This window comes from Paenibacillus xylanexedens (genome assembly GCF_007676705.1).
Taxonomy (GTDB): Bacteria; Bacillota; Bacilli; order Paenibacillales; family Paenibacillaceae; genus Paenibacillus; species Paenibacillus xylanexedens_C.
Genome location: NZ_VEBF01000001.1, coordinates 82,076 through 105,766 on the forward strand (window position 1 = coordinate 82,076; position 23,691 = coordinate 105,766).

Annotated in this window: 19 protein-coding genes; 1 reads left to right on the plus strand and 18 read right to left on the minus strand. The window is 47.9% G+C overall.

Annotated features, from left to right (window positions below):
* Positions 1 to 62: 62 nt before the first annotated feature.
* The 8 genes from FS628_RS00375 to FS628_RS00410 form a co-directional block, all read right to left on the minus strand.
* A complete protein-coding gene (locus FS628_RS00375; RefSeq protein WP_145317460.1) occupies positions 63 to 605 on the minus strand; it encodes a TlpA family protein disulfide reductase in 543 nt (180 codons plus the stop codon).
* Positions 606 to 616: 11 nt separating this feature from the next.
* Positions 617 to 1,330 carry a heme ABC exporter ATP-binding protein CcmA gene (gene ccmA, locus FS628_RS00380; protein ID WP_145317464.1) on the minus strand — a complete coding sequence of 238 codons (714 nt, stop codon included), beginning with the start codon at positions 1,328 to 1,330 and terminating at the stop codon, positions 617 to 619.
* The gene (locus FS628_RS00385; protein ID WP_145317467.1) at positions 1,323 to 2,144 is read right to left on the minus strand and encodes an ABC transporter permease; all 822 of its coding nucleotides are present in this window, start codon (positions 2,142 to 2,144) and stop codon (positions 1,323 to 1,325) included. Before FS628_RS00385 ends, ccmA begins: the two co-directional genes overlap by 8 nt.
* A gap of 22 nt (positions 2,145 to 2,166) precedes the next feature.
* Positions 2,167 to 2,688: a nitrous oxide reductase accessory protein NosL gene (locus tag FS628_RS00390; protein WP_145317470.1), complete on the minus strand. Its 522-nt coding sequence runs from the start codon at positions 2,686 to 2,688 to the stop codon at positions 2,167 to 2,169.
* The gene (locus tag FS628_RS00395; RefSeq protein ID WP_260870886.1) at positions 2,685 to 3,992 is read right to left on the minus strand and encodes a right-handed parallel beta-helix repeat-containing protein; all 1,308 of its coding nucleotides are present in this window, start codon (positions 3,990 to 3,992) and stop codon (positions 2,685 to 2,687) included. Before FS628_RS00395 ends, FS628_RS00390 begins: the two co-directional genes overlap by 4 nt.
* Before the next feature lie 400 nt (positions 3,993 to 4,392).
* The gene (gene bshB2 / locus FS628_RS00400; protein ID WP_145317474.1) at positions 4,393 to 5,073 is read right to left on the minus strand and encodes a bacillithiol biosynthesis deacetylase BshB2; all 681 of its coding nucleotides are present in this window, start codon (positions 5,071 to 5,073) and stop codon (positions 4,393 to 4,395) included.
* Positions 5,074 to 5,096: 23 nt separating this feature from the next.
* The gene (locus FS628_RS00405) at positions 5,097 to 5,441 is read right to left on the minus strand and encodes a YojF family protein (RefSeq protein WP_145317477.1); all 345 of its coding nucleotides are present in this window, start codon (positions 5,439 to 5,441) and stop codon (positions 5,097 to 5,099) included.
* 132 nt (positions 5,442 to 5,573) lie between these two features.
* Positions 5,574 to 5,912 (minus strand): antibiotic biosynthesis monooxygenase, encoded by a 339-nt coding sequence (locus FS628_RS00410; RefSeq protein ID WP_145317481.1) that lies wholly within the window; start codon positions 5,910 to 5,912, stop codon positions 5,574 to 5,576.
* Between the two features lie 272 nt (positions 5,913 to 6,184).
* Between FS628_RS00410 and FS628_RS00415 the strand changes: the two genes are divergently transcribed.
* The gene (locus FS628_RS00415) at positions 6,185 to 6,970 is read left to right on the plus strand and encodes a DUF817 domain-containing protein (protein WP_145317484.1); all 786 of its coding nucleotides are present in this window, start codon (positions 6,185 to 6,187) and stop codon (positions 6,968 to 6,970) included.
* 169 nt (positions 6,971 to 7,139) lie between these two features.
* Here FS628_RS00415 and FS628_RS00420 read toward each other — a convergent pair whose 3' ends face one another.
* The 10 genes from FS628_RS00420 to murB form a co-directional block, all read right to left on the minus strand.
* On the minus strand, positions 7,140 to 9,680 hold the full coding sequence (locus FS628_RS00420) for a glycosyl hydrolase family 95 catalytic domain-containing protein (RefSeq protein WP_313958495.1): 2,541 nt from the start codon (positions 9,678 to 9,680) through the stop codon (positions 7,140 to 7,142).
* Positions 9,677 to 10,822, minus strand: a complete 1,146-nt coding sequence (locus FS628_RS00425) for a glycoside hydrolase family 88/105 protein (protein WP_260870887.1) — start codon at positions 10,820 to 10,822, stop codon at positions 9,677 to 9,679. Before FS628_RS00425 ends, FS628_RS00420 begins: the two co-directional genes overlap by 4 nt.
* 67 nt (positions 10,823 to 10,889) lie before the next feature.
* Entirely contained in the window at positions 10,890 to 12,947 is a 2,058-nt protein-coding gene (locus FS628_RS00430) for a glycoside hydrolase family 65 (protein WP_145317487.1), read from the minus strand.
* 43 nt (positions 12,948 to 12,990) lie between these two features.
* Positions 12,991 to 15,285 (minus strand): AraC family transcriptional regulator, encoded by a 2,295-nt coding sequence (locus FS628_RS00435; protein WP_145317490.1) that lies wholly within the window; start codon positions 15,283 to 15,285, stop codon positions 12,991 to 12,993.
* Positions 15,286 to 15,372: 87 nt separating this feature from the next.
* The gene (locus FS628_RS00440; RefSeq protein ID WP_145317493.1) at positions 15,373 to 17,604 is read right to left on the minus strand and encodes a glycoside hydrolase family 88/105 protein; all 2,232 of its coding nucleotides are present in this window, start codon (positions 17,602 to 17,604) and stop codon (positions 15,373 to 15,375) included.
* A gap of 1 nt (position 17,605) precedes the next feature.
* Complete coding sequence (locus FS628_RS00445) at positions 17,606 to 18,934, minus strand: Gfo/Idh/MocA family protein (protein ID WP_145317496.1); 1,329 nt, start codon at positions 18,932 to 18,934, stop codon at positions 17,606 to 17,608.
* Positions 18,931 to 20,469, minus strand: coding sequence for an extracellular solute-binding protein (locus FS628_RS00450; RefSeq protein WP_145317499.1), 1,539 nt, complete (start codon positions 20,467 to 20,469; stop codon positions 18,931 to 18,933). The genes FS628_RS00445 and FS628_RS00450 overlap by 4 nt, the downstream gene beginning before the upstream one ends.
* Positions 20,470 to 20,492: 23 nt before the next feature.
* Positions 20,493 to 21,362 carry a carbohydrate ABC transporter permease gene (locus FS628_RS00455; protein ID WP_083679484.1) on the minus strand — a complete coding sequence of 290 codons (870 nt, stop codon included), beginning with the start codon at positions 21,360 to 21,362 and terminating at the stop codon, positions 20,493 to 20,495.
* 2 nt (positions 21,363 to 21,364) lie between these two features.
* A complete protein-coding gene (locus FS628_RS00460) occupies positions 21,365 to 22,324 on the minus strand; it encodes an ABC transporter permease (RefSeq protein ID WP_091016421.1) in 960 nt (319 codons plus the stop codon).
* Positions 22,325 to 22,559: 235 nt separating this feature from the next.
* Positions 22,560 to 23,450 carry a UDP-N-acetylmuramate dehydrogenase gene (gene murB / locus FS628_RS00465; protein WP_145317502.1) on the minus strand — a complete coding sequence of 297 codons (891 nt, stop codon included), beginning with the start codon at positions 23,448 to 23,450 and terminating at the stop codon, positions 22,560 to 22,562.
* Positions 23,451 to 23,691: the final 241 nt, after the last annotated feature.

Here is a 23,691-nt window from a genome sequence, read left to right on the forward strand (position 1 = left end):
CACTTGTAACATGGGCAACTCCGACATCCCCGCCCTTTTGATCATCATTCCAACTCTTACGATTAGATACTCTCTTCCAGCCATTGCTGCAACGGGATATCCTCAGTCAGTTCGCCAAGCAGTATGTGACGGAACTCCCCATCCCTATCAATTACCATCGTTGCGGGCAAACCCGTAATACGATACATGCCTGAAATGTTGCCCGTCACATCAATGATCACCGGAAAATCAAACGCCTGCTTATCCATAAACTCACGGATCGTGCCCTTCGATTCCCCCACGTTAACAAACAGCGTCTCCACATCGTTCTGATAGTCTTGAGCGATCTGGTGAACGAGCGGCATCTCCCTTACACAAGGTGTGCACCATGAAGCCCAAAAGTTAATCATGACGGCTTTGCCACGATAATCCGACAGTCTGACTTGTTCGCCTGCTGAATTAACCGCTGTGAACTCAGGGGCTTTTGCACCTGCTTCAATAGCGTTGCCTCGCCCAGACTCGGGTGTCGATACATTTTGGGAAATGGCCCATGCACCTGTGAGCAATGCGATCAAACCAATCAAAATTGTAAGTGTACGTCTGCTTTTAAAACTCTTCTTCTGCAATAAACTCACCTTCACTTTAAGCCGAGACTTTGATGGAATGCTGCATGGAGCGAACCGAATTGATTACGAAAGTCGTGAGTGGAGCCCTCTCCAACATTACGTCCATGATTCATGAATATCACCTGATCCGCAATATCGTCTGCGATCTCCAGCTGATGGGTCGAGAACACGACCATATGACCATCCTGCTTGATTCCCTTGAGCAGCTGAGCTAATTCTTGCATCCAGAATGGGTCCAATCCATTCGTTGGCTCATCCATGATGAGCAGTGGAGGTTTCGACAGCACAGCCTGAGCGAATAACACACGTTGGCGCATGCCTTTCGAGAAGGTGGTAACCCGCTTGTTCTTTTGTTCCTGCAACCCTACCATGTTAAGTACTTCCTCTACCCTCGCCTTGGGAACTTTCCTCAGAGAAGCCCAGAACAGAAGCATTTCCTCCGCACTCAGTCCTTGGTTAAATTGATAATCGTCCGGCATATATCCAATCTGCTGCGAATAACGCTTGCGCTCCTTCAACCATCGCACATTGTTCACTACAACCTCACCGGAGGTAGGCCGAAGAATTCCCGCAATCATACGCAGCACCGTGCTCTTCCCTGCGCCATTCCCTCCACAGAGGGCAAGCACTTGGCCTGAAGTTATGCGAAAGGAGATATTCTCAACAATGGGTTGCTTTTTAATGGATTTGCACAATTCCATCACTTCGAGTTCCACCTTATCCATGAGAACGCCCCCTCTCCCAGATCGCGTATACCGCCAGAACAGAGCAGGTAATCCAGAACAGGCATATCCCGATGAAGATCCAACTGCCACTGGGTTGCTGCACCCACTCCACCCATCGATAATATTCTGGTCCCAGAATGGAGCCACCTCCAAGTTTGATCACTACATACAAGCGCACCAGCTCGGCCGGATTGATGAGCGTTAGTATAACCAGCAGCGGTTTTACCCACAGATAAGGCATCAGTCCCAGCACAGAAAGCAATAATGTTGGCCACCCAATGACTGCGAAAAACCATACGGTCACGGAGATCGTCAACGCCTGCCACCGATTGTGCGACAACGAACCGATAAATAGAGCCAGCGTCAGGAACAACAACACCAGTCCACAGGAAAATGCCAGAAAGAGAAGGTATGTCACGGCATCCAGTGGATTCCCGATCAAGCCGCTAATTCCCCCCATCAGGCCGTATCCAAATGCAACAATGGTTATCAAGACAACCGAGAGCCCGAGATACTTCCCAACAATAAAGGACATCGTGCCGATGGGATACGTGGACAGCAATTGCCAGCTGCCGTCTTCTTTTTCGGAAGTTAATGAGAAGGACCCCAGAAACAGTGTCATTAATGGCAAAAGGTAGAGAATGAGATTCAACATGGAACCTGTGGTGCCCGAATATCCTTCAACCAGATTTTGTGAATTCAGAAGTAACAAGCTTAAGCTAAAGGTGCAAAACAGGATCAGAAACGAATACGCCCAAGGATTGCGAAATCCCATTTTCACTTCTCGCCTTGCAATCTGTATCATATCTGACATCATTGATCACCATTTTCTATTGTCATTCACCATGTCCTTGCTCACCATGTCCGTGCTCACCCATCATGTCCATATTCTCTGTATTTTGTTTCCAGTCATGAGAGGCAAGATCCTCAGCGGTCATAATGGTTCCCACACCTTGCTCTGCAATGAAAGCTTCAGCCGAGGGCTTGTCCTTAAAGTTAAGAATGCCATAGGCCATAGGCGTACGTAATGAAGCGTCGTATACATATGTGGCTTTGCTGTATTCAATCCATTCCTTGTCATTATAATCACGTACATAGTCCATACCGATGTTATCTGTGCCATTTTCTGTTTTCCACTGGTTCATGCAGCCGATATCATCGAACTTGTAATTTTGGCCGTCTTTGGTTGTGAGCTGCGTTGCATACGCATCATCCTTCACCTGCATTTTACATATCACGCAGATATCCACGTCTTCGTTGATCGGCAATGCCGCGTATTTTGGTCCGCAAGCTGTTAACAGTACAATGCCAAACATAAGTACCATGACCGTTGTCCATCTTCTCAAGCTTTTGTTCATTTTCGTAATACCCCCATATAGATGATTATAAAAGTTGCCAGCCCCAACAGAACTAGCCCGAACACCCACACCATATTCGAACCTGTTGCCCTTTCCACTGACATGTGCAGATCAGATTCTGTATCCATGCTCATTCGTGGCGACTTGTCGGTAGTCCATTGATCTCTACCTTCCGTAAACAAGTCACTCAGAAAGATCATACCCGGCGATTGAAAAAAGAGCTGATACGCTGAATTTCGACTGACCAGTTGCTCATAAAAAGGATTGATGGCATAGGAAATTTCACTGATTCCATCCTGATTCAGGTCGAGTCCCTGAAAAGAGTCCCAGTAGTTCTCCATCATGACATTATTCGGGCTATCCAGTGCGGAAGCCTCAATGACGTTAGAAACCAGTCGGTTACGTGTAAACTCATTAGCTTCTGCCAGGACCAGCTGGATTCCAACAAAATTCCGAAGCACCGCATTGCCACGGATCTCATTGCCTGAGGATTCTGCAATATTCATGCCGACACGATTACCTTCCACTACATTGTTGTGAACAGAGGATTGATGTACGTCATACAACAGAATTCCTTGGGAATGAACATTGGTACTCTGTTTGCGAAAAGAATTCCCCGATATAACCGTATTCTTGACGCCCATGATCATGGCACCTGTCATATTCTCCTCTCCGGTATTGTCCATGACAGAAGAGCCGTCAATGTACATACAATGAATGCCGTACCTTGTATGTAACAGCCTGTTATTTTGCACCGTAGACTTGCGACTGTTCTCCAGATAGATTCCATCTCTCATGCCGGTAATCTCATTGGCTTCAATGTAGCTGTCATGCGAGTTGTACAGATCGATGCCATTACCCTTCTGGCTACTGGAAGCAGCATCCGCCCCGATCCAAGTAATGTTGTTCCGCTGAATCGTCGCCTGGCTCGAATTCCGGATCATCATCCCGAAGCCCTGGGTCTGAATAAGCAGATCGGTGATCTTACTGTTTTTTCCTTCCACCTGAATCGCTGCGGTCGCTTCATTCGCATCATGTTCAATCGTAAACCCACTCAACTTCACCCCATCCGAACGAATGGTTATCGTAGAGGTGGCCTCCGTATTCATTACGATGACCGTAGAATCACCCTGAATGGTAATGCTCTTATCAATGATCGCAGGGCCCGAATAACGACCTGCTTCAAGCTGAATAATATCTCCAGTGTCAGCACGGTCAATTATAGGTTGAAGGGGAATGAGATCACGATGTCCAGAGGAGGCCATGATCGCACCGTGCGGAAGAGACAGTAGAAGCATCATCATACCTATCAGAAAAACTAAACCCCAAACCCTGCTTTTGATGCAAACGCCGAATTCATCTAGCCCTGTCGAAGGATTACCCATGAACCTTCACGCGCAATTCTGGCTTCTTGTTATAGTCGCTTATTGCTGTGGCAATGTATTCAACGAGTCTTACGTTAATCCAAAATATACGTTGGTTGTACACACCATCCCTCCATTTCACTCAAAATCAACTCTCCATGTTCCTCATCCATTGAAGCCAATCTAAAAATGAAGCGTTATCACAATCCTGATCACAGTGTACTTAAAATGATATTTTTTCCATATAGCTCAATTAGGCTATAGACGCCCCATTTATGTGTCGATATTGTGATGTAAACCAAAAAAAAGCCGCCATATAGGCGACTTCTAAGCAATTATATTATTCAAATGGATAGGTCCAAAATGTTTCTCTACCAAAACGTTTCTTGATTTCTTCATCATTCAGCTCACGATTCCCTACAAGCTCTGCTGCCTGGAATTGTGAACGATGGGCACGAATGGACGCCATTTTCCGGTCCAAAAATTCGGATACGTCAACGAATACATCTGGTTTGCCAATGTACTGTTCCTGATTATTAGCGAACGCAACGCAGTGAACCACTGGTCGCTCAGCCACAGGAAGTTGAGTAATGGTACGTATAACAGCGGCTCCTGTTGCATCATGATCGGGATGAACACTGTACCCTGGATAGAACGTAATGACCAGCGTAGGGTTCAACTCTTTAAGTAGCGACATGACGGTGTCTTCCAGTAACTGTGGGTCTTCGAACTCCAGCATTTTATCGTGGAAACCCAGCATCCTCAGGTCCTGAATCCCAATCGCTTCAGAAGCTTCGATGAGTTCCTGTTTACGGATGGCAGGCAACGTCACTCTGTTGGCAAATGGAGGAATCCCCATGTTGCGCCCCATCTCGCCAAGTGTTAGACAAGCATAGGTTACATGGGCACCGCCATCTATGTATTTGGCTAACGTTCCCGATACAGAGAAAGCTTCATCATCTGGATGTGGATATACCACCAAGATGCGCTCATGCTCTTGCTCGTTATGTGTAGTATTCATGGTTATTCCGTCCTCCGCTTTCATCAGAACATCTCCCGACTCAGTTGTAACGCCACAACCAGCTTGCCTTGGCTGTCGTGACCAGCTAGAATCAGTCTTTCTTCTTCCTGCTCATCAATGTGTGTAAGGCCTTCGGCGTAGATCCAACCTTGAGTTGTTTTCAGACCAACCCGGTAAGGACCTGTACCTGAGATGGAACCCTGCGTATATCGTATGGCCGCATTGGTAATGAATGCCGATGCTGGATGTCTTGTACTGTCCATGTGTTGTGCGTAAGCACCTGACGTGAGTTCTAGATGTACGTATAAGTCCTGATCAGCAAGATTATTGATCCGGAGCTGAATATCTTGAGGTTTTATCGGTTGCATGGCGGCCTCCTTGTCTAATGTAATTGTACGAATTTCATTTTAACATAACCACGAGAGAATATACATGGAAGGACCATGCCACCTGCTCATAGAGCCTTCTATTGGAATCGGGCAAACTCTGGGATGGACTCCCTATAGTCCTTGTTCTGAACTGCCGCTGCCTGTCTTCACCGTCTGTACCTGATACATATTTACAGTTGTGCTTATCAGATAATCAGGTTTCTCCTGTGTTCTTTTCTCACGATGGCCTTTGATATGTACATCACTTTTCTCCCAGTTCTTCCATGCTTCTTCTGATTCCCAGCGTATGATGACCATCACTTCTTCGTTCTCTGCATTTTTCTTGTTAACCATGACACTGAAATCAATCAGACCGGGCATGTCCACAACCGGAGTTGGCCCACTGAAACGTTCCACAACCTTATCGCTATTTCCCTTTTTGACAATGATGCTTCGAGTTTGAATCAACATATTAATTCCTCCTGGTAGTCGCATGCCTCACATTGTGCAAGACATGATGACATGTTTTATTCTCTTATTTTAATCTAATTGAAAATCATTATCAATGAAGAGGGTTCGTTTTACATTTGAAAACAAGAACAGATCAGCGTGTTTTTTTCTCTTTTTATTCATCGATGATCTCTATATTATGGAGTGTAGGCAAAAAAACGCCCATGATGAACACCCTTAAATCATATCATTAAATTGTGCTCAAACGTGTTATGAAAGGAGTTAAACTCGACTTGAAATCTCTAATACAACTACTTCATTTCGGCTATCACCAGGCGATGAGCTGCATATTTCCCGTAGCGATCTTTGGAACACTGGCCCTATCCAGCGTAATTCCGATCCCTTTCCTTCATCGATATGATGCCATTCTGCTTGTACTGCTTGGTGTCCAGTACCTGATGTATCGAAGCGGCTTGGAGACCCGGGATGAGATCAAGGTCATCTGTGTATTTCACATCATTGGCCTGGTGCTGGAAATCTATAAAGTATGGATGGGATCTTGGTCTTACCCTGAGGCAGCTTACACCAAAATCCTGGGCGTCCCTCTTTATAGTGGATTCATGTATGCAAGTGTAGCCAGTTTTATGTGTCAGGTGTGGCGAAGATTGCGAATGGACATGACCGGATGGCCTGGTTTTGCACCTTCCGTTCTGCTCGGAGCAGCGATCTATATCAACTTTTTCACCCATCATTTTATTCCCGATTTTCGCTGGTGGCTGACGGCGCTTGTATTTATTGTCTTCTGGAAAACCTGGATTATCTACCGGGTACGAGCAACGACCTATCGAATGCCGTTATCGCTCGCTTTTATCATTGTCGGTTTCTTCATCTGGACTGCCGAGAATATCGCTACATTCTTCAATGCCTGGAAATATCCAGATCAGCATGATGCATGGCAGCTGGTTAGCTTTAGTAAGATCAGTTCGTGGTTCCTGCTGGTCATCATCAGCGTCATCATCGTTGCTCAGCTCAAATATGTGAAGGCCAATCGAACCGCAGGTGATTCAAAGTCCAGTTAATTATTCATTCTCTAACCATAACAGCAGCAATCTCAGACTGGAAAATAAGTCTTTGAATGCTGCTGCTTTTTTTACAGTACCAAAGTATTCTTCAAACTGTTCAGTACTAGGAAAGTATTCGAAGCAACTTATAATTCCTACGTAAAAAAGCCCCCTAATGGGGACTTTTTTACTGCACCTGTCCAGTTGCTGTCTGTTCCAGCACTAGTTCCCCTCCAGCTTCAATTTTAAGCTCATAGATGCCATTCTCATCAAGTTCACATAAGCAGGCACTTCTGCTGAGCATCTCGCATCCTTTCACCCATTCAGGAATATGAAGCTTCGTATTGATCCGCCGGTCCGCGACAAGTTCTGCCCGGAAGAAACCCGTGCTCCGATTCCATGTACAGGACATTCTACCTCCTGGTATGCACCAGTCACGAATGGAACCTTGTGCCCACCGTTCTGGCAATGCCGGTAGCAGCTTGATGCGATGTTCTGACACATAGAGCAGCATTTCCTGTACTGCATTAACCCAGCCCATATTGGCATCCAGCTGAATCGGAGCTGCGGGCATGGACATACATATTCCCATATTGCGCCAGTCGTTATGCAAGGTATACCCATTACTCAGTACACAGGAGCGCGCAAGAATATCGAGACTTTCCAGCGCCCGCTCACCATTGCCAAGTCGAGCATATATGGACGACATATGTGCAAGAGACCAACCACTCTGAGCACCAAGCCTTCGCTGATCAACTGCTGTCTCGAAAGCCTGAAACAGTTCTGGTTGTTCCTCACGGGTGACCTCCTGTCCTGGAAATACAGGATACAGGTGCGAGAGATGACGATGATCACGTCGATCTTCAAACGCAGGATGCAGCCATTCTTTCACAGCTCCCTCTGCTTGAAGAAGGTAATCGGGTATACGATCCAGCATGGCTTCCCAACAGGGAACCTTAGTCGTATGCACACCGGCTAGCCGGCTGGCTGCAATGACATGTTGTAACAGTTCTTTAATAATAGCAATGTCCATGGTGGCATTAATGGCTGTAGGCATAGGATGGGCGAGTGGCTGTCCATGCTTAGGCATAAAATTCTCAGGTGTATTCTCTGGCGAAACAGACGGGTATATCTTGTATTTTCCTTCTTCACCCAGCACCAGAAAATCTTCATAGAACTGAAGGGCCTCCTTCATGAAGGGCAAGGCTTCCTCCAGCAGAAACTGCTTATCCCCAGTGAACTGATAATGTGCATAATAATGTCTGGCGATCCATCCTGCTGCTCCCGTCCAATTCATGATTACGGGAACAATCTGGTTAGGCACCCCGATACCCGGTGTTGTTCCAGCGGGAATGTAAATCCCTCGGCAGCCATATAACTTGCGAGCATTGTCCCGAAAGTCATCCATTAATCCGTTGTAATAGCGGAACAACGAACGATTCAGATTGGATAAACCACCTACGTCAGTGTGCCAATACATCATTTGTACATTCTCATTCGCCATATTGTGGCCCCAGATCAAGCGATAATCTCCACCCCACAAGCCGTATAATCCAAATGGCAATCCGCTATGTTCAGTGGTTCCGCTGATAAATAGATATCGACCATAGGCCCACATTTTGCGCACGAACCCTGTAGGTGCTTCACCTTCATAGGCTTCCAGAAGCAAGTCTTCATTACAGCGCCCGTCATCCGTTTCATCATCCAGATCTAGCTCAGCGGACCGAAACAACGGTTGATGCAGTGAGATATGCCGATCCAGCAACGTATTGTAGTCGCTCTCAAGCGATGCGAGTTCCTGCTTCAACCGTGTCCATTCCTGCGCTCGTCTGCCCGTAGCAAACATTTTAACAAGCACAAGCACTTTTCCAGAGGTATGGAAATGAAGTTGCCTGCTAAGCATGTCTTCGTTAGATTCGCTTTCCTTTTGTTGATCATGACTCGCACCAGGGATTTCGTTCAATTGGATCAGTCGCAGCACCGCTCCGTAGTCCTGTCCATCGTCATTTTGTCCGCCATAGCACAGGTAGTCTCCACTATGATCCCGATCGATTCTTATCGTTATAGACGACTTTAGTACGTTGAACTCATCGTCTTCTCTCACCCGGTCACCCTGCGGGAATTGTAGGCCTATCGTCCCCGACAGCAATGAATGCTCAGCCGAATCTGTTCCCTGCGCACTTGCTCCATCTTTCACTCTATGAGTCTGGATCTCATAGACAATACAATCGTCTGCACGCGAGACGAACAGACTTCTTGTATAGTTGTCACTTCCGTCCTGCCAGCGCACCTGAACTTCCCCTGTGTCCATATCCAGTTCCCGCCGATATTTGCGAAAAGCGTTATTACACTTCATTTCCACCGTCATTGTAGCCAGTGGATATCGGGAGGACAGCCTGGACGCGTAACCTTCTGCTTGCAGTGTACGGGTCAGATGCCAGCTTGCTTCCAAATATCGTTCCTCATCCATTAACTTACGGGTTTCTGATAAGGTATGACTGACATCGGGCAGTTCATCTTTGCGCCCCCAATGCCATAATTCACTGTGCTGCAAGAGCACAGTTTCCGCCTGAATTCCGCCTTGCACTGAAGCACCAAGTTTACCGTTTCCGGAAGGTAGCGCTTCTCGCCACATCCCTTGCCACCAAGAAGAGGGATATTTCATCAACAGCTTGTTCCTGTCCGGCCGAATGCCTGTAGTGTCTGTCTGGTCCTTGTGTTGGTTCACGCTTCTTCCGCCCCAAGTCTCTCCATCTCAATACTGGCTAGCAAGAATGGGGCTACGCCCATCTGCACATCGCTAACGACCTGTTCACTGATGTAATATTCATAAGAACCGTCTCGATACTTCTTCCCACCGAGTCCGGCACCGTGACAGATGTGGTGCAAGTGCACCCCTTTTTCATCTTCAGTGACCAACCGCTTCAATATTCCTGCATAGGCATGATCAACGACTTCACGGTCCAGTTCAGCCAGATAATGTAACCGGATGCCTTTTGCGAGTGCATAGGTCAGCATACAGGAAGCAGAGGCTTCCAGATAATTGCCCGCTCTTCCGTTCTGATCCATCACTTGGTACCAGAGTCCACTATCATGATCCTGAACATGAGCAATCGCGTATGCCATTCGTTCAAATATGCCCATAATCTGTCCGCGCTGTGGGTGATCCACGGGAAAGTGCTCCAGTGCATCCACAACGGCCATTGCATACCATCCCATGGCCCGGCCCCAAACATGAACGGATCGACCAGTATCTTGAGCGCACCAGCATTGTTCCCTGCTCTCATCCCAGGCATGGTGGAGTAGGCCATTAAGCGGATTACGGGTCTTTCGCTCGATCAACAAAATCTGTCGTGCCACTTCATCGAAGCTCTCGGGATGATCGAAGGTGCTCGCATATTCCGCCAGAAAGGGTGAAGACATATAAATGCCATCCAGCCACATCTGAAACGGATATATTTTCTTATGCCAGAATCCACCTTCACTTGTCCGTGGCTGTCCTTTAAGCTGGTCAACGAGGTGCTGAATCGCCTTAGCATATTTGTCATTGCCTGATTTCTTCCACTGGCTGAACAGATTTTTGCCTTCATTGATCATGTCCAGGTTGTAATCATTCAACTGGTAGGTCCGAATGGTACCGTCATTCTCGATGAGGTCATCCATGTGACGCTGGACAAGTTCCGCATAGCGAGATTCTTGATTCCATTCGGCGGCGCGTTCTAATGCCATCAACGTCATCCCGCCCACATAGCCCCATTTGCCTGCAATCTTGGGATGATTGCCATTCTGGCATTCGGAAAGCAAGGTATCTGCTATTTTGACAGACATTCTGCGTTCCTGTGTCACAGCCTTTGTCGAAGTTCCAACCATATCGAAATCCTCCTTCTGATGGATTATGCCATCTGTACCGTTCATTCGGGGTTTAACGTTCTGATGATTACATCAAAGGATGAAGACCTTCCCACTTCACAGTCCAGCTTCCATCCCGTGGAAATCCCGGATTCGCTTGTTCTCCTGCCCCTGTCCAGCCAGCGGCCATCATGGCGACAGCGGTTAGGAGACCGCCGTTCCCGGGAAGATATGCCCACAACCCTGCTCTCTGATAGTTGTGTCCATTGGGCAGATACGTGTTCTTCGTGGCATCCATCATCAGGAAATCCACTGCAAGCTCTGGTTCATTCAATCTGGCTGCGGTCATCGCGCACATTGGAAAATCCCAACCCCAGGCGGATTCCCAGTCCCAGCATTCCTTGACCTTGAGCAACGTATTTCTCATGATCTCCGGATCGATTAATGAACCTGGCAATAGTCCAAGTGCTCCAACCATCGAGGGATGATCATGGTTTTTATCCGTGTAAGTGTCCGGACAATTCTCGTGTGCGAGATAAACTCCGTTCTCATGTCGAGGTTTAGCCATGTGCGAAGCCACTCTTCGCCAGTCTGGATTGGCTGGATGATTCAAACGCTCTGCCCACAGGATGGCTATCTCCAAACCGAATTTCCAGTACTCCAGTTCATAGGGCGGATTCAAACTATTGGTCATGGCGTGATTCTCCTGCGCCGGGATAAGCGGCGGACCTAGCAGATACGCTTGCCTTTTCCCATCCCAATGGGCATAGGACACCATAAATTCAGCCGCTTCAAATACGATATCCTTATACCTTGTTAACATAGCAGGGTCAGGCCGGGACAGATAACACATCTCAGCTAGTGCCATGGGATGTGGTTGCTGCCAGATCAATCCCGGAGCTACTGGCGACGGAGTCTGATGCCCGTTATAACCCACCATTTTGGGCCATCGCGCACCGACATAACCTTGGGAGCGTGCCAGTTCGTGTGCTTCTGGCAGGATAGTCAGGTACCAGTCCATACTCTTGCACAACAGATCGGTCCGATTCCAGAGCGGAAAATGCGCTGCATGCCACCAATGCATCTCCAGATGCATTTTGCCGAACCAGCTGTTATACATATATCCGGTCTCCTGCGGCGGCAGGGAACCACCGCTGTGCACCGCGCTCAGGAACTGGGATAGGACCACTCTGCGCTCCAGTTCGGCTGCACGCGGATCCGAACTGCCTTCAAAATCAATCACTCCGCCATCATTCCAGAACTGATTCCAGTGGACCGAGCTTGATCGCAACACTGTATCTGCTGGCAAGGTTTCGGGCTTATGTGCAGCAAAAGATACACTGCACGACCAGATGTCCGAGTCTGGTACGGCCTTGGGAGAAAGTGTGAATTCGTGAGTTCCCGTCTGTTCCAGTTGGCCTGCGTCCCAGATCCATTCCAATGCATACTCATCTTCATCCAGCACACGTTTCAATGATGCGGAAGCCGAAGTGACCGATGTCAGCACAGTAGAATGTCTGTCATGTTGCTTCCAGTCGGGGAATACTGATTTTGACCAGCTCCGGTGTGTCATATCAGGGGATGGAAATACAACAAACAGCTGCAGACGCTGCATACGGATTAATTCGGATTGTACACGAATGGCGATACAATCGAGCCGTGGGTCACAGGCTGTCTCTACACGCACTTCTTCCCCCTGCACGGTAAATTCACTGTACAGAATTCCGGTCCACAGATTCAATTCCTGACGTACCGGGACGACATGGGTGACGTCCGTCTCCTGACCATCTTCTCCTAGCAAACGAAATGAAATGCGTCCAAGCTGAAGTCGATGCGGGTTCTGCCTAAGCCAGTGATAGGCTTCTTCCTTGTCTTCGGGCTTCATGGGGTATGGCACTTTGCGGCCATATGTCTCAAATGCCTGATAGACAATATCCTCATCTCCGAATACATGATGACCGCCCGTATAATGCCAACCCCAGTTGGATTGTGTACCGAGAGGTATTTCATACAGATCTGGATACGTCTGAAGTCCCGTAAAATCAGCACTGAATGCAAATTCTCCATTACCTACTGATAAAGGTGATCTCGGCTCAAGCTCCGTTAATACCGGATGATTCCTGGTGACGACCGATTGTCGATCCATCTATGGCTCTGCCTCCTTGTCATTCTATGGGTTCAAGTATGGGTCAAGATTCCCGTAGTACACCCCTGCGGCTTCGCATTATTTCTCTGTACTTTCCCGGTGTAATGTCTTTGTATTTTCGATATACACGAATAAAGCTGTTCTCATGCTGATAACCCACCATCGTTGCGATCTCGGAAATTCTGTAATCCGTATCCAGCAATAGTTCACAGGCACGTTCCATCCGAAGTTTAGTGAAATATCCGTGGATGGTATCGCCCATTTCCTGCTTGAACAACTGGCTTGCCAAACTGCTTCCGATCCCGGCATGCTCGGCAATCTCCTGAATGCTTACCGGGTCTTCCAGGTGGTTGTTCATAAATGCAATCATCTGTTGACACAGTATGAAATCCTTGCTGAGCATAAGACTACCGAACCAATCAGCCAAACCTTCGATCTGGCTTCGCAGCACTTCACAGACAGCCTCCAGATGCATGGTCCGCATATCCACCATTTCGAATCCACAGCCTTCTGTCTCGCGCTTCAGGCGAATACGTTCAAGTGTAGCTGCAACAGCTTCAAGAAAGGCCAACGCTGATGACGGATGCCATTGCTCGTGCGTCATTCTAACGATTATCTTGTCAAAAGTCCTCAGGGCTTCTTCACCCCTACCTGCTTCGACGGTCTCCGTCAGTTGAGTCATGAATTCATGTTCTTCCAATGTGTTCTCGGTCGGTTGCAGACCCGAGATCTCGTCAAACGAAATAACTCGTTCATACCCCCGGTAGAATCTGTAATCCAGCGCACTCTCCGCCTCATGCATGGTTCGCTGAAGTCGCATGAATCCGTCGTGCCCCCCGCTTACGCCGCTCGACACCTGAAACTTGAGCAAGCGAGGAATCATGCCAATCGTCTCTCGTATTGCTGTCGATACGCTCTTGCTACCGCCAGAATGAATCGGTTGCAGCATCACGAGCATCCGGTCTCTGCCCAGATCGGCTGATAACACCCGCCATTGTCCAGACAACAGTTCAGCTATGATATTACCAATGGCAAATTTCAGCAGGGAGTGATCTGACTTCGTAAAGCGCTCACACCAGGCCATATAATTGTCAATCGACAACATGGCAATAGAGAGTGGCTCATCGCTCCAATCCTTGAAATAACGGCACCATTTCTCGCCAATTTCCCGACCTCCTGTCATATGTCCGTTATAGATATCCGTCAGAAATTTGGATGAAGCTTCCGGAAGGGTCTGCCTGAGATGGATGGCCTGCTGAGCATGATCCGTTAGCAGTTCACCCGTTATTTTCTCCAGATCAATCTGCTCCGGATGGATTCTCTCCTGGTCGTATCCGCTGAGCAGTTGTCTCATGCGTCTTACCGGTCTAAAAGCAGCTGCATTGTAAACTGTGATCGTAACTGCTCCTGCTACAAGAGCCAACAAAGATACGATAAAAACAATATTGCGGATCTTCTGTGCATTAGCCAGGAGACTGTCTTGTGATATCACGGACAGATAGCGCCATCCGGTGTATGGTGAAATGGTCTGTGAAGCCAGTAAACGCTTACCTTCATGTTTAAACTCACCAAGCTTTTCACCATCCAATTGGGTGAGTACATGATTGACCGCTTCCTCTCCGACGGCATAATTGCCGAGATCATATAAAGGCTGGTTGTTGGTGTCGAGGATGAACCGATGGCTGTCAAGGTCGGAGACGGATGAGAGCAGCATGTGCTCGAACATCTTCTCTGTCTTGAAATTAACTGCGATAATCCCTTTCAACTCGCCAGCGATCATTATTTTTCGGTAAAGTGTAATTTGCGGCATGGACGCACCAGAAGATGTGGAAATCTCACGTTGTTTGACCAGCATGGGACGCTCTTCAAGTTCATCGGCAACGCTAACCCAATCCGAATCCGGGAAATTAACCTTGCTGGAGCTGTAGCCTTGTGGGAAGGCAACAACGCTCTCCCGATTCATATCAAAAATGTAAGCGCTCTTAATAAAGGACGTACTACTGATTAAGGTTTCCAGAAATTGTACCAGTTCCGTAATATTGCGGTATGATCCCTGTACTTCATTGGTGAGAAATCGGTATACATTACTGTTCAGTGCAATTTTCACCGCAATCTGATCACTTTCCCGGATCACTTCATCAATATCATTCATGCTGATACGCAGCATCTGGTGTTGCGGCTCACTTAATTCCTGCTGTAACACCGATTTGGAAGAATAATACGTCGTCATCCCCACCGCAATAATAATCATGAAGACAACAACAGTCAGAATCAGCAGCAGCCGGGTCTGGGTATTGGTGACATTGAATTTTAGCCACTTCAAGAAGGAAAGGGTCACAATTATCCCACCTCATATGCAATATACCGATATTATACCGTTCCCATATGCCCAATACGACCCGGTCCAACAGCCTATTTTCTCCCTCTAAAAAGATGATTTCTCCAATTTCTCCGGTGTTCCGACCCTTTCCGTAGCGAAAACCGGCGTGTTTGTCTGCCATTCTTGCATGGAAATAGTTTCAAGCCCAGCAAGAAGTACAATGCCGATCCCATGGGTATCATTCAGATTCCAACCCAGTTCATGCTTGTAATAGTGATTCGTGAAGGAGTAACTGGAGCCACGACATACGCCGTATACATTGCCTCTTTTATCAATTGTGCGCTCCGAAAGCCCCTTCCACCCTTGATACGCCGCTTGAGCATAGGGTTTCGGATCCAAAAGCCAGCCCTTTCGCACCCCTCGGGCATACGCATAGATGAACATGGAGGTACAGGATGTTTCCTCATACGACTCCGGGTCCGTTAATACCTGATGCCACAGTCCGTTTCTGCCCTGCAATGCCAAGTACCCTTCACACAATTCCCTGTAGAACTGAATGAGAACTGTATAGGATGGATGCTCTTGAGGAAGGGCCGTCAGCAGCTCCGATATGGAGAACAACACCCAGCCGTTGCCTCGGCCCCACGGGGTCCGTGTTGGCTCACCTCGCTCCACATCGAATACATGGGACATGATTTGACGCTCTGGAATATACAGATACTTTTTATACAAAAGAACCTGTCTTGCCGCTTCATCCAGCAGCTTATCGTCACCCGACCATTCGGCGTATCTACACAGGAACGGGATGCTCATATACAGATCATCACACCACATCGTGTTATCCATTGATCTGGAGACACCAATCTTGCGGTATAAAGTGCCATCTTCCAGACGGGACTGTTGATGCAAAATATAGTCAGCGATATGAGCTGCCGTCTCTGAAACGCCGTCCAACTTGCGTACCCGATCGGCAAGCAGCATGGTGGCGCCGAAAGATCCACAGTCGTCCAGGCTGTCGATATGGGAGAGCTGATTATTCAGCCCAGCTGCACCATAACGCTCTCTGTCCCATAAGGAGTAGCTGAAACGTGAAGAGGCAAATTCAATGTGATTCAGCACGTAATCTCGAATATCCGATCGTTGACCCGCTTTGCCAAGCTGAAGCAATCCGTATAACGTGACGCCAAGGGGATAGTTCCATCGGCCGTACCATTCATTTTCCAGAAATGGACGTACCTCTCCGTCTGGCAACTCTGTTCGCCAGTATACGTTTTCACCTGTTCCGCTACGAGCAGTCCGCTTCATCTTCTGGCAGGAAGCCAGATCAATCTCCTGTTCCGCTTGAAAAGAACCCAGGTACAGCCACTTGCCTCTGTGCCCTTTCACATCCAGTGCGGGTGTCAACATCTCATCTGTAGTTGTGTCCATACGGAATCCCCAATCCCGGTCTCCACATACACAGTTCGCTGTCAGATCTTGCACGGCAGCAGACAATGGCAGTTCGAAGCGAAAGCGTCCGGCCTGCTCTTGATGGAATACCACCTTGCCCTCCACCGAGAATTCAATCGGGCTGTAAGCCTCACCAGAGATTAGCACAGTCTCCTTGCCACATTTCGTACCACTTATCTTCGTCCATGCATATGCAGACATGCCACTGGTCAGTCCATACATCCGTGCCAACTGTCCATAAGGCGATGCCTTCTCGGGGGCTTCCTCCCGAGGCAACCAGTTAACGCCAGTGGCCTTCTCTCGCATGGGGCCAGAAGGAATTTCCGACAACGGAAAATCCAACGGCTCGCTGTAGAGCCAGCCTTCTTCCCCATCTCGTTCGAGCGAAGGCACAATGAAGTGAAGTGGTTTGTTCTTCCGGGAACCAGTGCCAAACTGCCCACCTATCCCATTTTCGCCTGATTTGAATTCAAGAACGAAATGATTCCAGCCTCTGACCAGCCCACATTTCAGTTTCAGAACAGGAATCGCTGGATATTCCTCTTCAGGTGCAGAACCATAGATCAGCACGCCATTATGATATAGCCTAACAGGTCCGAAGCAGGTGATATGAAAAACAAATTCCTGATCACTGTTACTCCACAGTTTGGCCCATGCATAGACCTGTTGTCCTCTCTGCATGTCGGGGAATAGTTCCTCCAATGGAAAATCATAGCGGTGATCATCGGACTTGCGTACAAGTCCTGGCCTACTCACTCTGTAGACCGGGGGATGCGGAGGATTGGCTCCAATATACCTTCCTGCAATGCTCATCAGGGCGTGCATAACGTCTTCACCACTGTGATAAGCCACGCTCTCCTCCGGTTCAAAATACACAGGTCTGCTCATGTCACTTCTCCCTCCCTTTGTGCGTGGGCACTCTGCTGTTCCAACCACCCAGCACTTCGTCTATGGAAATAGGCCGATGCTCTTCCACAGATCGCCACACTGCTTCTCCAGCGGCAACGGAATAAGCGCCGTCTTCAGCACCAGACAGAATTCGGTAAGGGCGTCTCTTATCTTCGCCGAGGAAAATATCCTCCAGCAGCAGTGGATCTCCTCCTCCATGTCCGCCTTCACGATGAACAACATGGATCGTTTCTTTTGAACCAAAGAGCGGAAAGTAATCGATCGTCTGGACGGGTGTGGGAAAAGGCGTCCGGGCCGGCATGTGATACTCCAATGTTTCTAGCCTGCCCTTCGTGCCATTCACGGCCAACCGGTACCCTTCGTATGGAAGGGAGAAATTGACTGAATAACTCATCAGCGCGCCGCCGCTATATTTCACGGTTGCGGCATACGTGTCTTCAATCTCAATGGTGGAATCGAAGATACACTGGTCGGGACGGTATGAAGTGTACGGAAACTCCTGCTGGCTTGCTGTACCGAGTTGGTTCAGATGGTCATCCGGTACCCGGATCTGACGACTGCGGGACGTCCAGCGGGAATAATAGGCGCAATCTTCTGAGACATGGCATGTACGGCAATGTCTTCCGTCCTCCTGTGCCGGATTCCATTCGCCTTCAGCCCCGTAATAGTTCAGTGCTCCATAGGCAAAAACTTCAACTGGCTTTTGATTGATCCACCACTGGACCAGATCAAAGTGGTGGGTACTTTTATGGACAGACAGACCTCCCGAGAATACCCGTTCACGGTTCCACCGTTTAAAATAACTGGAGCCGTGATGGGTATCGATATACCAGTTAAGGTCGATGGAAGTGACGCGACCGAGTTTCCCCTCCTGAATCAATTCCTTGATGCGCATGTGGATCGGCATATACCGATAATTGAACGTTACGATGACGTTGCCCTTACTCCTTGCTTCTGCTTCAAGAATGCGCCTGGCATCAGCGCCTGTAGTCGTCATCGGCTTTTCGGTGATAACATCGAGATCCCGCTCCAACGCGGCAACAATATAGTGGGCATGAGTATCGTCCCTGCCAGCCACGATGATACAGTCAGGCCGAGTCTCATCGACCATGACCCCGAAATCCGAAGCGCCATATACCGCTACTTCTGTGTGCTCAGGAAAACGGGCGCGATAGACTTCAAACCGTACAGGATCGGTATCCAGCAGAGCGACAACCTCTGAATTATGAGAGAACAGCTCATGAATTGGTTTTGCAAATTGTCCCAATGCTCTGCCGCTGACCCCACATAGGGCATATCTTTTTTTCATTTTCTCACCTTCTCATACCATTCCTGTACACGCTGGGTGACCACTTCGCCCCCGGAAGTATTCCATTTCTTCACATATTCATCATAAGCCTCGATCGGCAGCTCACCGATGACGATCTTGGTCAATACCTCTTGAAACAGCTTGTGGGATTGAATATCAGGAAAGCCTTCATACACAGAGGCTGGCAGACCGTCACCTGCAATTTGCCGTGCATCGGCAGTACTGACTTCGAACATGTCTTTGACCATTTGCTGCTGATCTTCTGGATATGTCTCTTCAATTCGCTTATTCATGTCTTCTGCTGTAGTGAGATTCTTCATACCCAAGGCAAGCGGTTTGTTGTCAGCAGGTGGAAGAATGACTTTGCGTCCATCCTTGACTTCATGCTGCTCACCTTCAAGACCAAAGCGACCAAACTCATCATTTTCAGGATTATAGAAGAAGTCCAGCAGCTTCAGCGCATTTGGCGCATTATCCTGTTTGGTGGCTGGGATCATCCATTCCGGTTCACCCATGCTTTTCTGGGTGACAAAAGCTTCGAACCCTTCGGCTTTGGGCAACGGCATTGCCGCAATATAGGCATCTGGAGCCTGGGTCAGCATCGCATTGTACCGATCTCGCACATTTGCAGGCAAATGGTACCAGCTGCCTACGAGGTTGTTATTGATTTTGGCTTGCCACACTTCTCCTTTGTTCAGGAAGGTTTCATTGTCCAGCAGTTTTTCCACATATAACTTGCGAATGAACTTGATTGCTTCCCGCATATTGTCGGTAGTCCCTGCGTACTGAATCTTTCCATCGTATTCATCCCATTCGGGATACCCTTCCCACATCGCTACCCCGTACATCGCAAACAAATGGTCCATCCATCTGCCGAATTCCCTACCACTTGTTGGCAGTTCATCCGGTTTGCCGTTGCCATTCGGGTCCTTGTCACGGAAAGCTGTGAGTAGCTCCACATAATCATCAGTGGTCTTTGGCATCTCCATGCCCACCTTATCCACCCAATCCTGACGAATTAACGGTGCACGTTCAGGCACAAGGAATACCTTGGGCACATAATAGATTTTGCCATCAGGGGAAGCAGAGCGAACGATATCCCAAGCTTCCTGAGGAATACTCTCCCACACATGCGGTGCATATTCAGGCAGCAGTTCATCCAGTGGTAACGCGCCTCCCTGCTGAATCAGTGTCTGCTCAATACCTCCAATCGGACGCAGGATATCTGGCAGTTCATCCGAGGCAATCATCAGGTTCAAGTATTCGGATGGCTCCGAACCTGGAGGGGTTGTAATGAGTTCATACTGGACTCCCGTCTGTTCGGCGATGTATTTTACATGCGGATTATCCGCAGTTGGCAAGCTGCCAACGCCCATATGGCTTTTGAATACTTTGACTTTTGCAGCTCCACCACTACCTTCGCCGTTACCAACGTCATTTCCGGAATTTGTAGTCGCTGAGCCACAACCAGCGACCAACAGCATGGCTAGACTGAGCATTAGCGGCATCATCTTGCGGGTCAGTCGTTTTCTCATGAAATCATCCCCCTGAACATGGTTTATTCTTTCAGTGATCCGAGCAATGAACCTTTCACAAAATACTTCTGTAGATAAGGATACACCAAAATAATGGGAACGCTTGCAAAAAGTATCGTCGCTGCCTTTAACGTGGTTGTATTGAAGTTGTAATCCCCAAGAAACATATTTACCTGGGCCAGTTCCTCCGGGCTGGTTAAATACGCTCGCAGCTTCATCTGTAAAGGCCAGAGCCCTGGATCACGTAGAAACAGTACCGCCCGCTGGAACGTGTTCCAGTATCCCACCGCATAGAACAGACTGACCGTAGCCAGAACCGGCTTGGATAGCGGCAAATAAATCTGAAACAGAATCCGGAAGTCATGGCAACCGTCGATTCGGGCCGTGTCATCAAGTTCTTTGGGCAAGCTCATGAAAAAGGTACGCAGAATGACCATATTAAATGTGCCAATTACACCAGGAATGATCAAGGACCAGATAGAATTCATCATGCCCAGCTCCCTTACCGTCAGGAAGAACGGGATCATCGGTGCATTGAAAATCATCGTAATTACGATGCCCAGCATCACTTGTTTGCGGATCATGAATTCTCTGCGCGATAACGGAAAAGCGGTCAACACTGAAAATAACATACTAAGCGCAGTACCCACTACCGTAATGAATACGGTTACACCAAACGATTGCCATAAGCCCGAGCTTTGTAGAATGTGTTTCCATGACGCGAAAGTAAAGCCGACGGGCCACAGAAATACTTCTTTGGAGTCTGCCGCAACCGGCGAACTCAGGGAAACCGCAAGCAGATGCAGCAAAGGAAGGAGCATCGTAAAGGCCGCAAGCGTCAGGAAAATGTAGTTGGCGGTTTGGAACAGCTTTTCTCCAATCGTCTGCTTGATCATTACCACAACCCCTCTCCTGATTTTCTCGCAAGCCGATTGAAGACCCAGAGCAGAATGAAGCCAATCACCGACTGAAATAGACCAATCGCTGTTGTTACGCTATATTGCCCTTGCAGGACACCAGAGCGGTATACATACGTTTCAATGATATCCCCTACCGAGTAGGTCATCGGTGTCAGCAGGTTGTAGATCTGATCAAAGCCAAGTTCCAGGAAATTGCCGATATTCAGCAGGAACAGGGTTAAGATCGTCGGGAACAACGCAGGCAATGTAATGTAGATCGTCTGTTTCCAGCGATTTGCTCCGTCCATCACTGCCGCTTCATATTGCGTGGGGTCAATGCCACTTACCGCAGCGAGGTATATAATCGTTCCCCAACCTACCTCTTTCCAGATAGAGGACAGGACGACAATAGGTCGAAAATATTGCTCCTGCTGCATATACAGGATCGGCTCGAACCCGAACCATCCACGGACAGCGTTTACAAAACCACCTGAGGCTAGCACCTCAAACACGATCCCCCCGACAACGACCCAAGAGAGAAAATGAGGCAGATAAAACAGACTCTGCAAAAAGCGTTTGGCAAGCATTTTTCTCACTTCGTTGAACAATAGCGCTAGCAGGATCGGAGCAGGAAATCCGATCACCAGTTTGTATAAGGCAATCAGAGCTGTGTTCCGAAGCACATGATAGAAATCTTGATACGTAAAAATAAACTTGAAGTTATCCAGGCCAACCCATGGGCTGCTCCATATGCCTTTCATAATCTGAAAGTTCTGAAATGCGATCACGCTTCCGCCCAGTGGAATGTACTTGAAAATAATATAGAACAAAATGCCGGGCAGGATCATGACATACAACATCCAGTGTTTTCGAATGTTACGCAGATAACTTGGTTTGACGGGTTTGTTGACTGTAACCCCGGGTTGCAACGTTGATGTTTCCGACAGCTCAGCCATACGATCGCGGGCCCCCTTTAACAGAATGATGGTGAGTGACGAGCAGGCTCCTCTGTTCACATGTTAAGGGAGAGCGGGGTCAGCAACAATCGTTCAATCAGCCATAGCATGAGCCAATCGCTTGCGTGACGCGGGTTTGCAGGATCGGTTCATTCACTGGCGGAATGGTTGGTACTACTTTGGCAACAAAAAAAGCCGCCATAGGCGACTTTTAAGTAGTTCATCGTTCTTTCAGTTATTCTCCCAGAAAGATTACTTCGGTTTCCAATTCAACTTGGAACGTATCATATACTTTCTGCTGAATAAATTGGATCAGGTCCATGTAATCCTGGGCAGTAGCGTGATCCACATTCACGATAAAACCTGCATGTTTCATGGAGATTTCAGCACCTCCAATACGAGTGCCCTGCAAATTACAGTCCTGAATCAGTTTGCCGGCAAAATGCCCTTCGGGTCGTTTAAATACACTTCCACAAGAAGGGTACTCAAGCGGCTGCTTGGATTCTCTGAGGAACGTTAATTCCTTCATTTTGCTTGCAATCTCATCCTTATTACCTTTTTGGAGTTCGAATTCTGCTTCCAGTATAATATAGTGATCCATCTTGAAGAGACTATTTCGATAACCAAATTTCATTTCATCTCGAGCGATCTCCACTACTGCGCCGTCTTTGTTGATTACAGTCGCACGTTTGACCACATCGGCAACCTGACCTCCATACGCACCCGCATTCATATACAAGGCGCCTCCTGTACTGCCAGGAATGCCACATGCAAATTCCAAACCAGTCAAGCTGTGGTCGAGCGCAAGTCTGGAGACATCAATGATATCGGCGCCACTTTGCGCAATGATATTATCCTCAGTAACATTAACCTGATCAAAATGACTTAGCGAAACAGTGACTCCCCTGATTCCACCGTCTTTGATAATGACGTTTGACCCTTTGCCAATAACCGTCAGAGGCAATTGATGTATGTTGGCAATCTCTACGATTTTTTTAATTTCGTCTATTGTCGTTGGATGAACGAGAATATCTGCGTTGCCCCCAATTTTAATATACGTGTGTTCTTTTAGCGGTTCATTAAATTTCACTTTTTCCAAAGGTATCTGATGTTCAAAAATATTCATGATTTTCTCTCCCTGCGTTCTCAAAAGAACATGATTCTTCTATTGTAAATGGAAATGTACCCTCATTACAATCCATCACATCTTTTTACTTCCAGACCAGCAGTTTGCAGCCTTACTTTCCTGTAGTTTGATATATGATATTCATCTAGCCATTAGGGATGTGACTAGTGGTTATTATCGTCATCATGGACGATCCTTGTCTTTGTTTTCTATGAAAAAAATGAAAAACGCTACTGAGAAG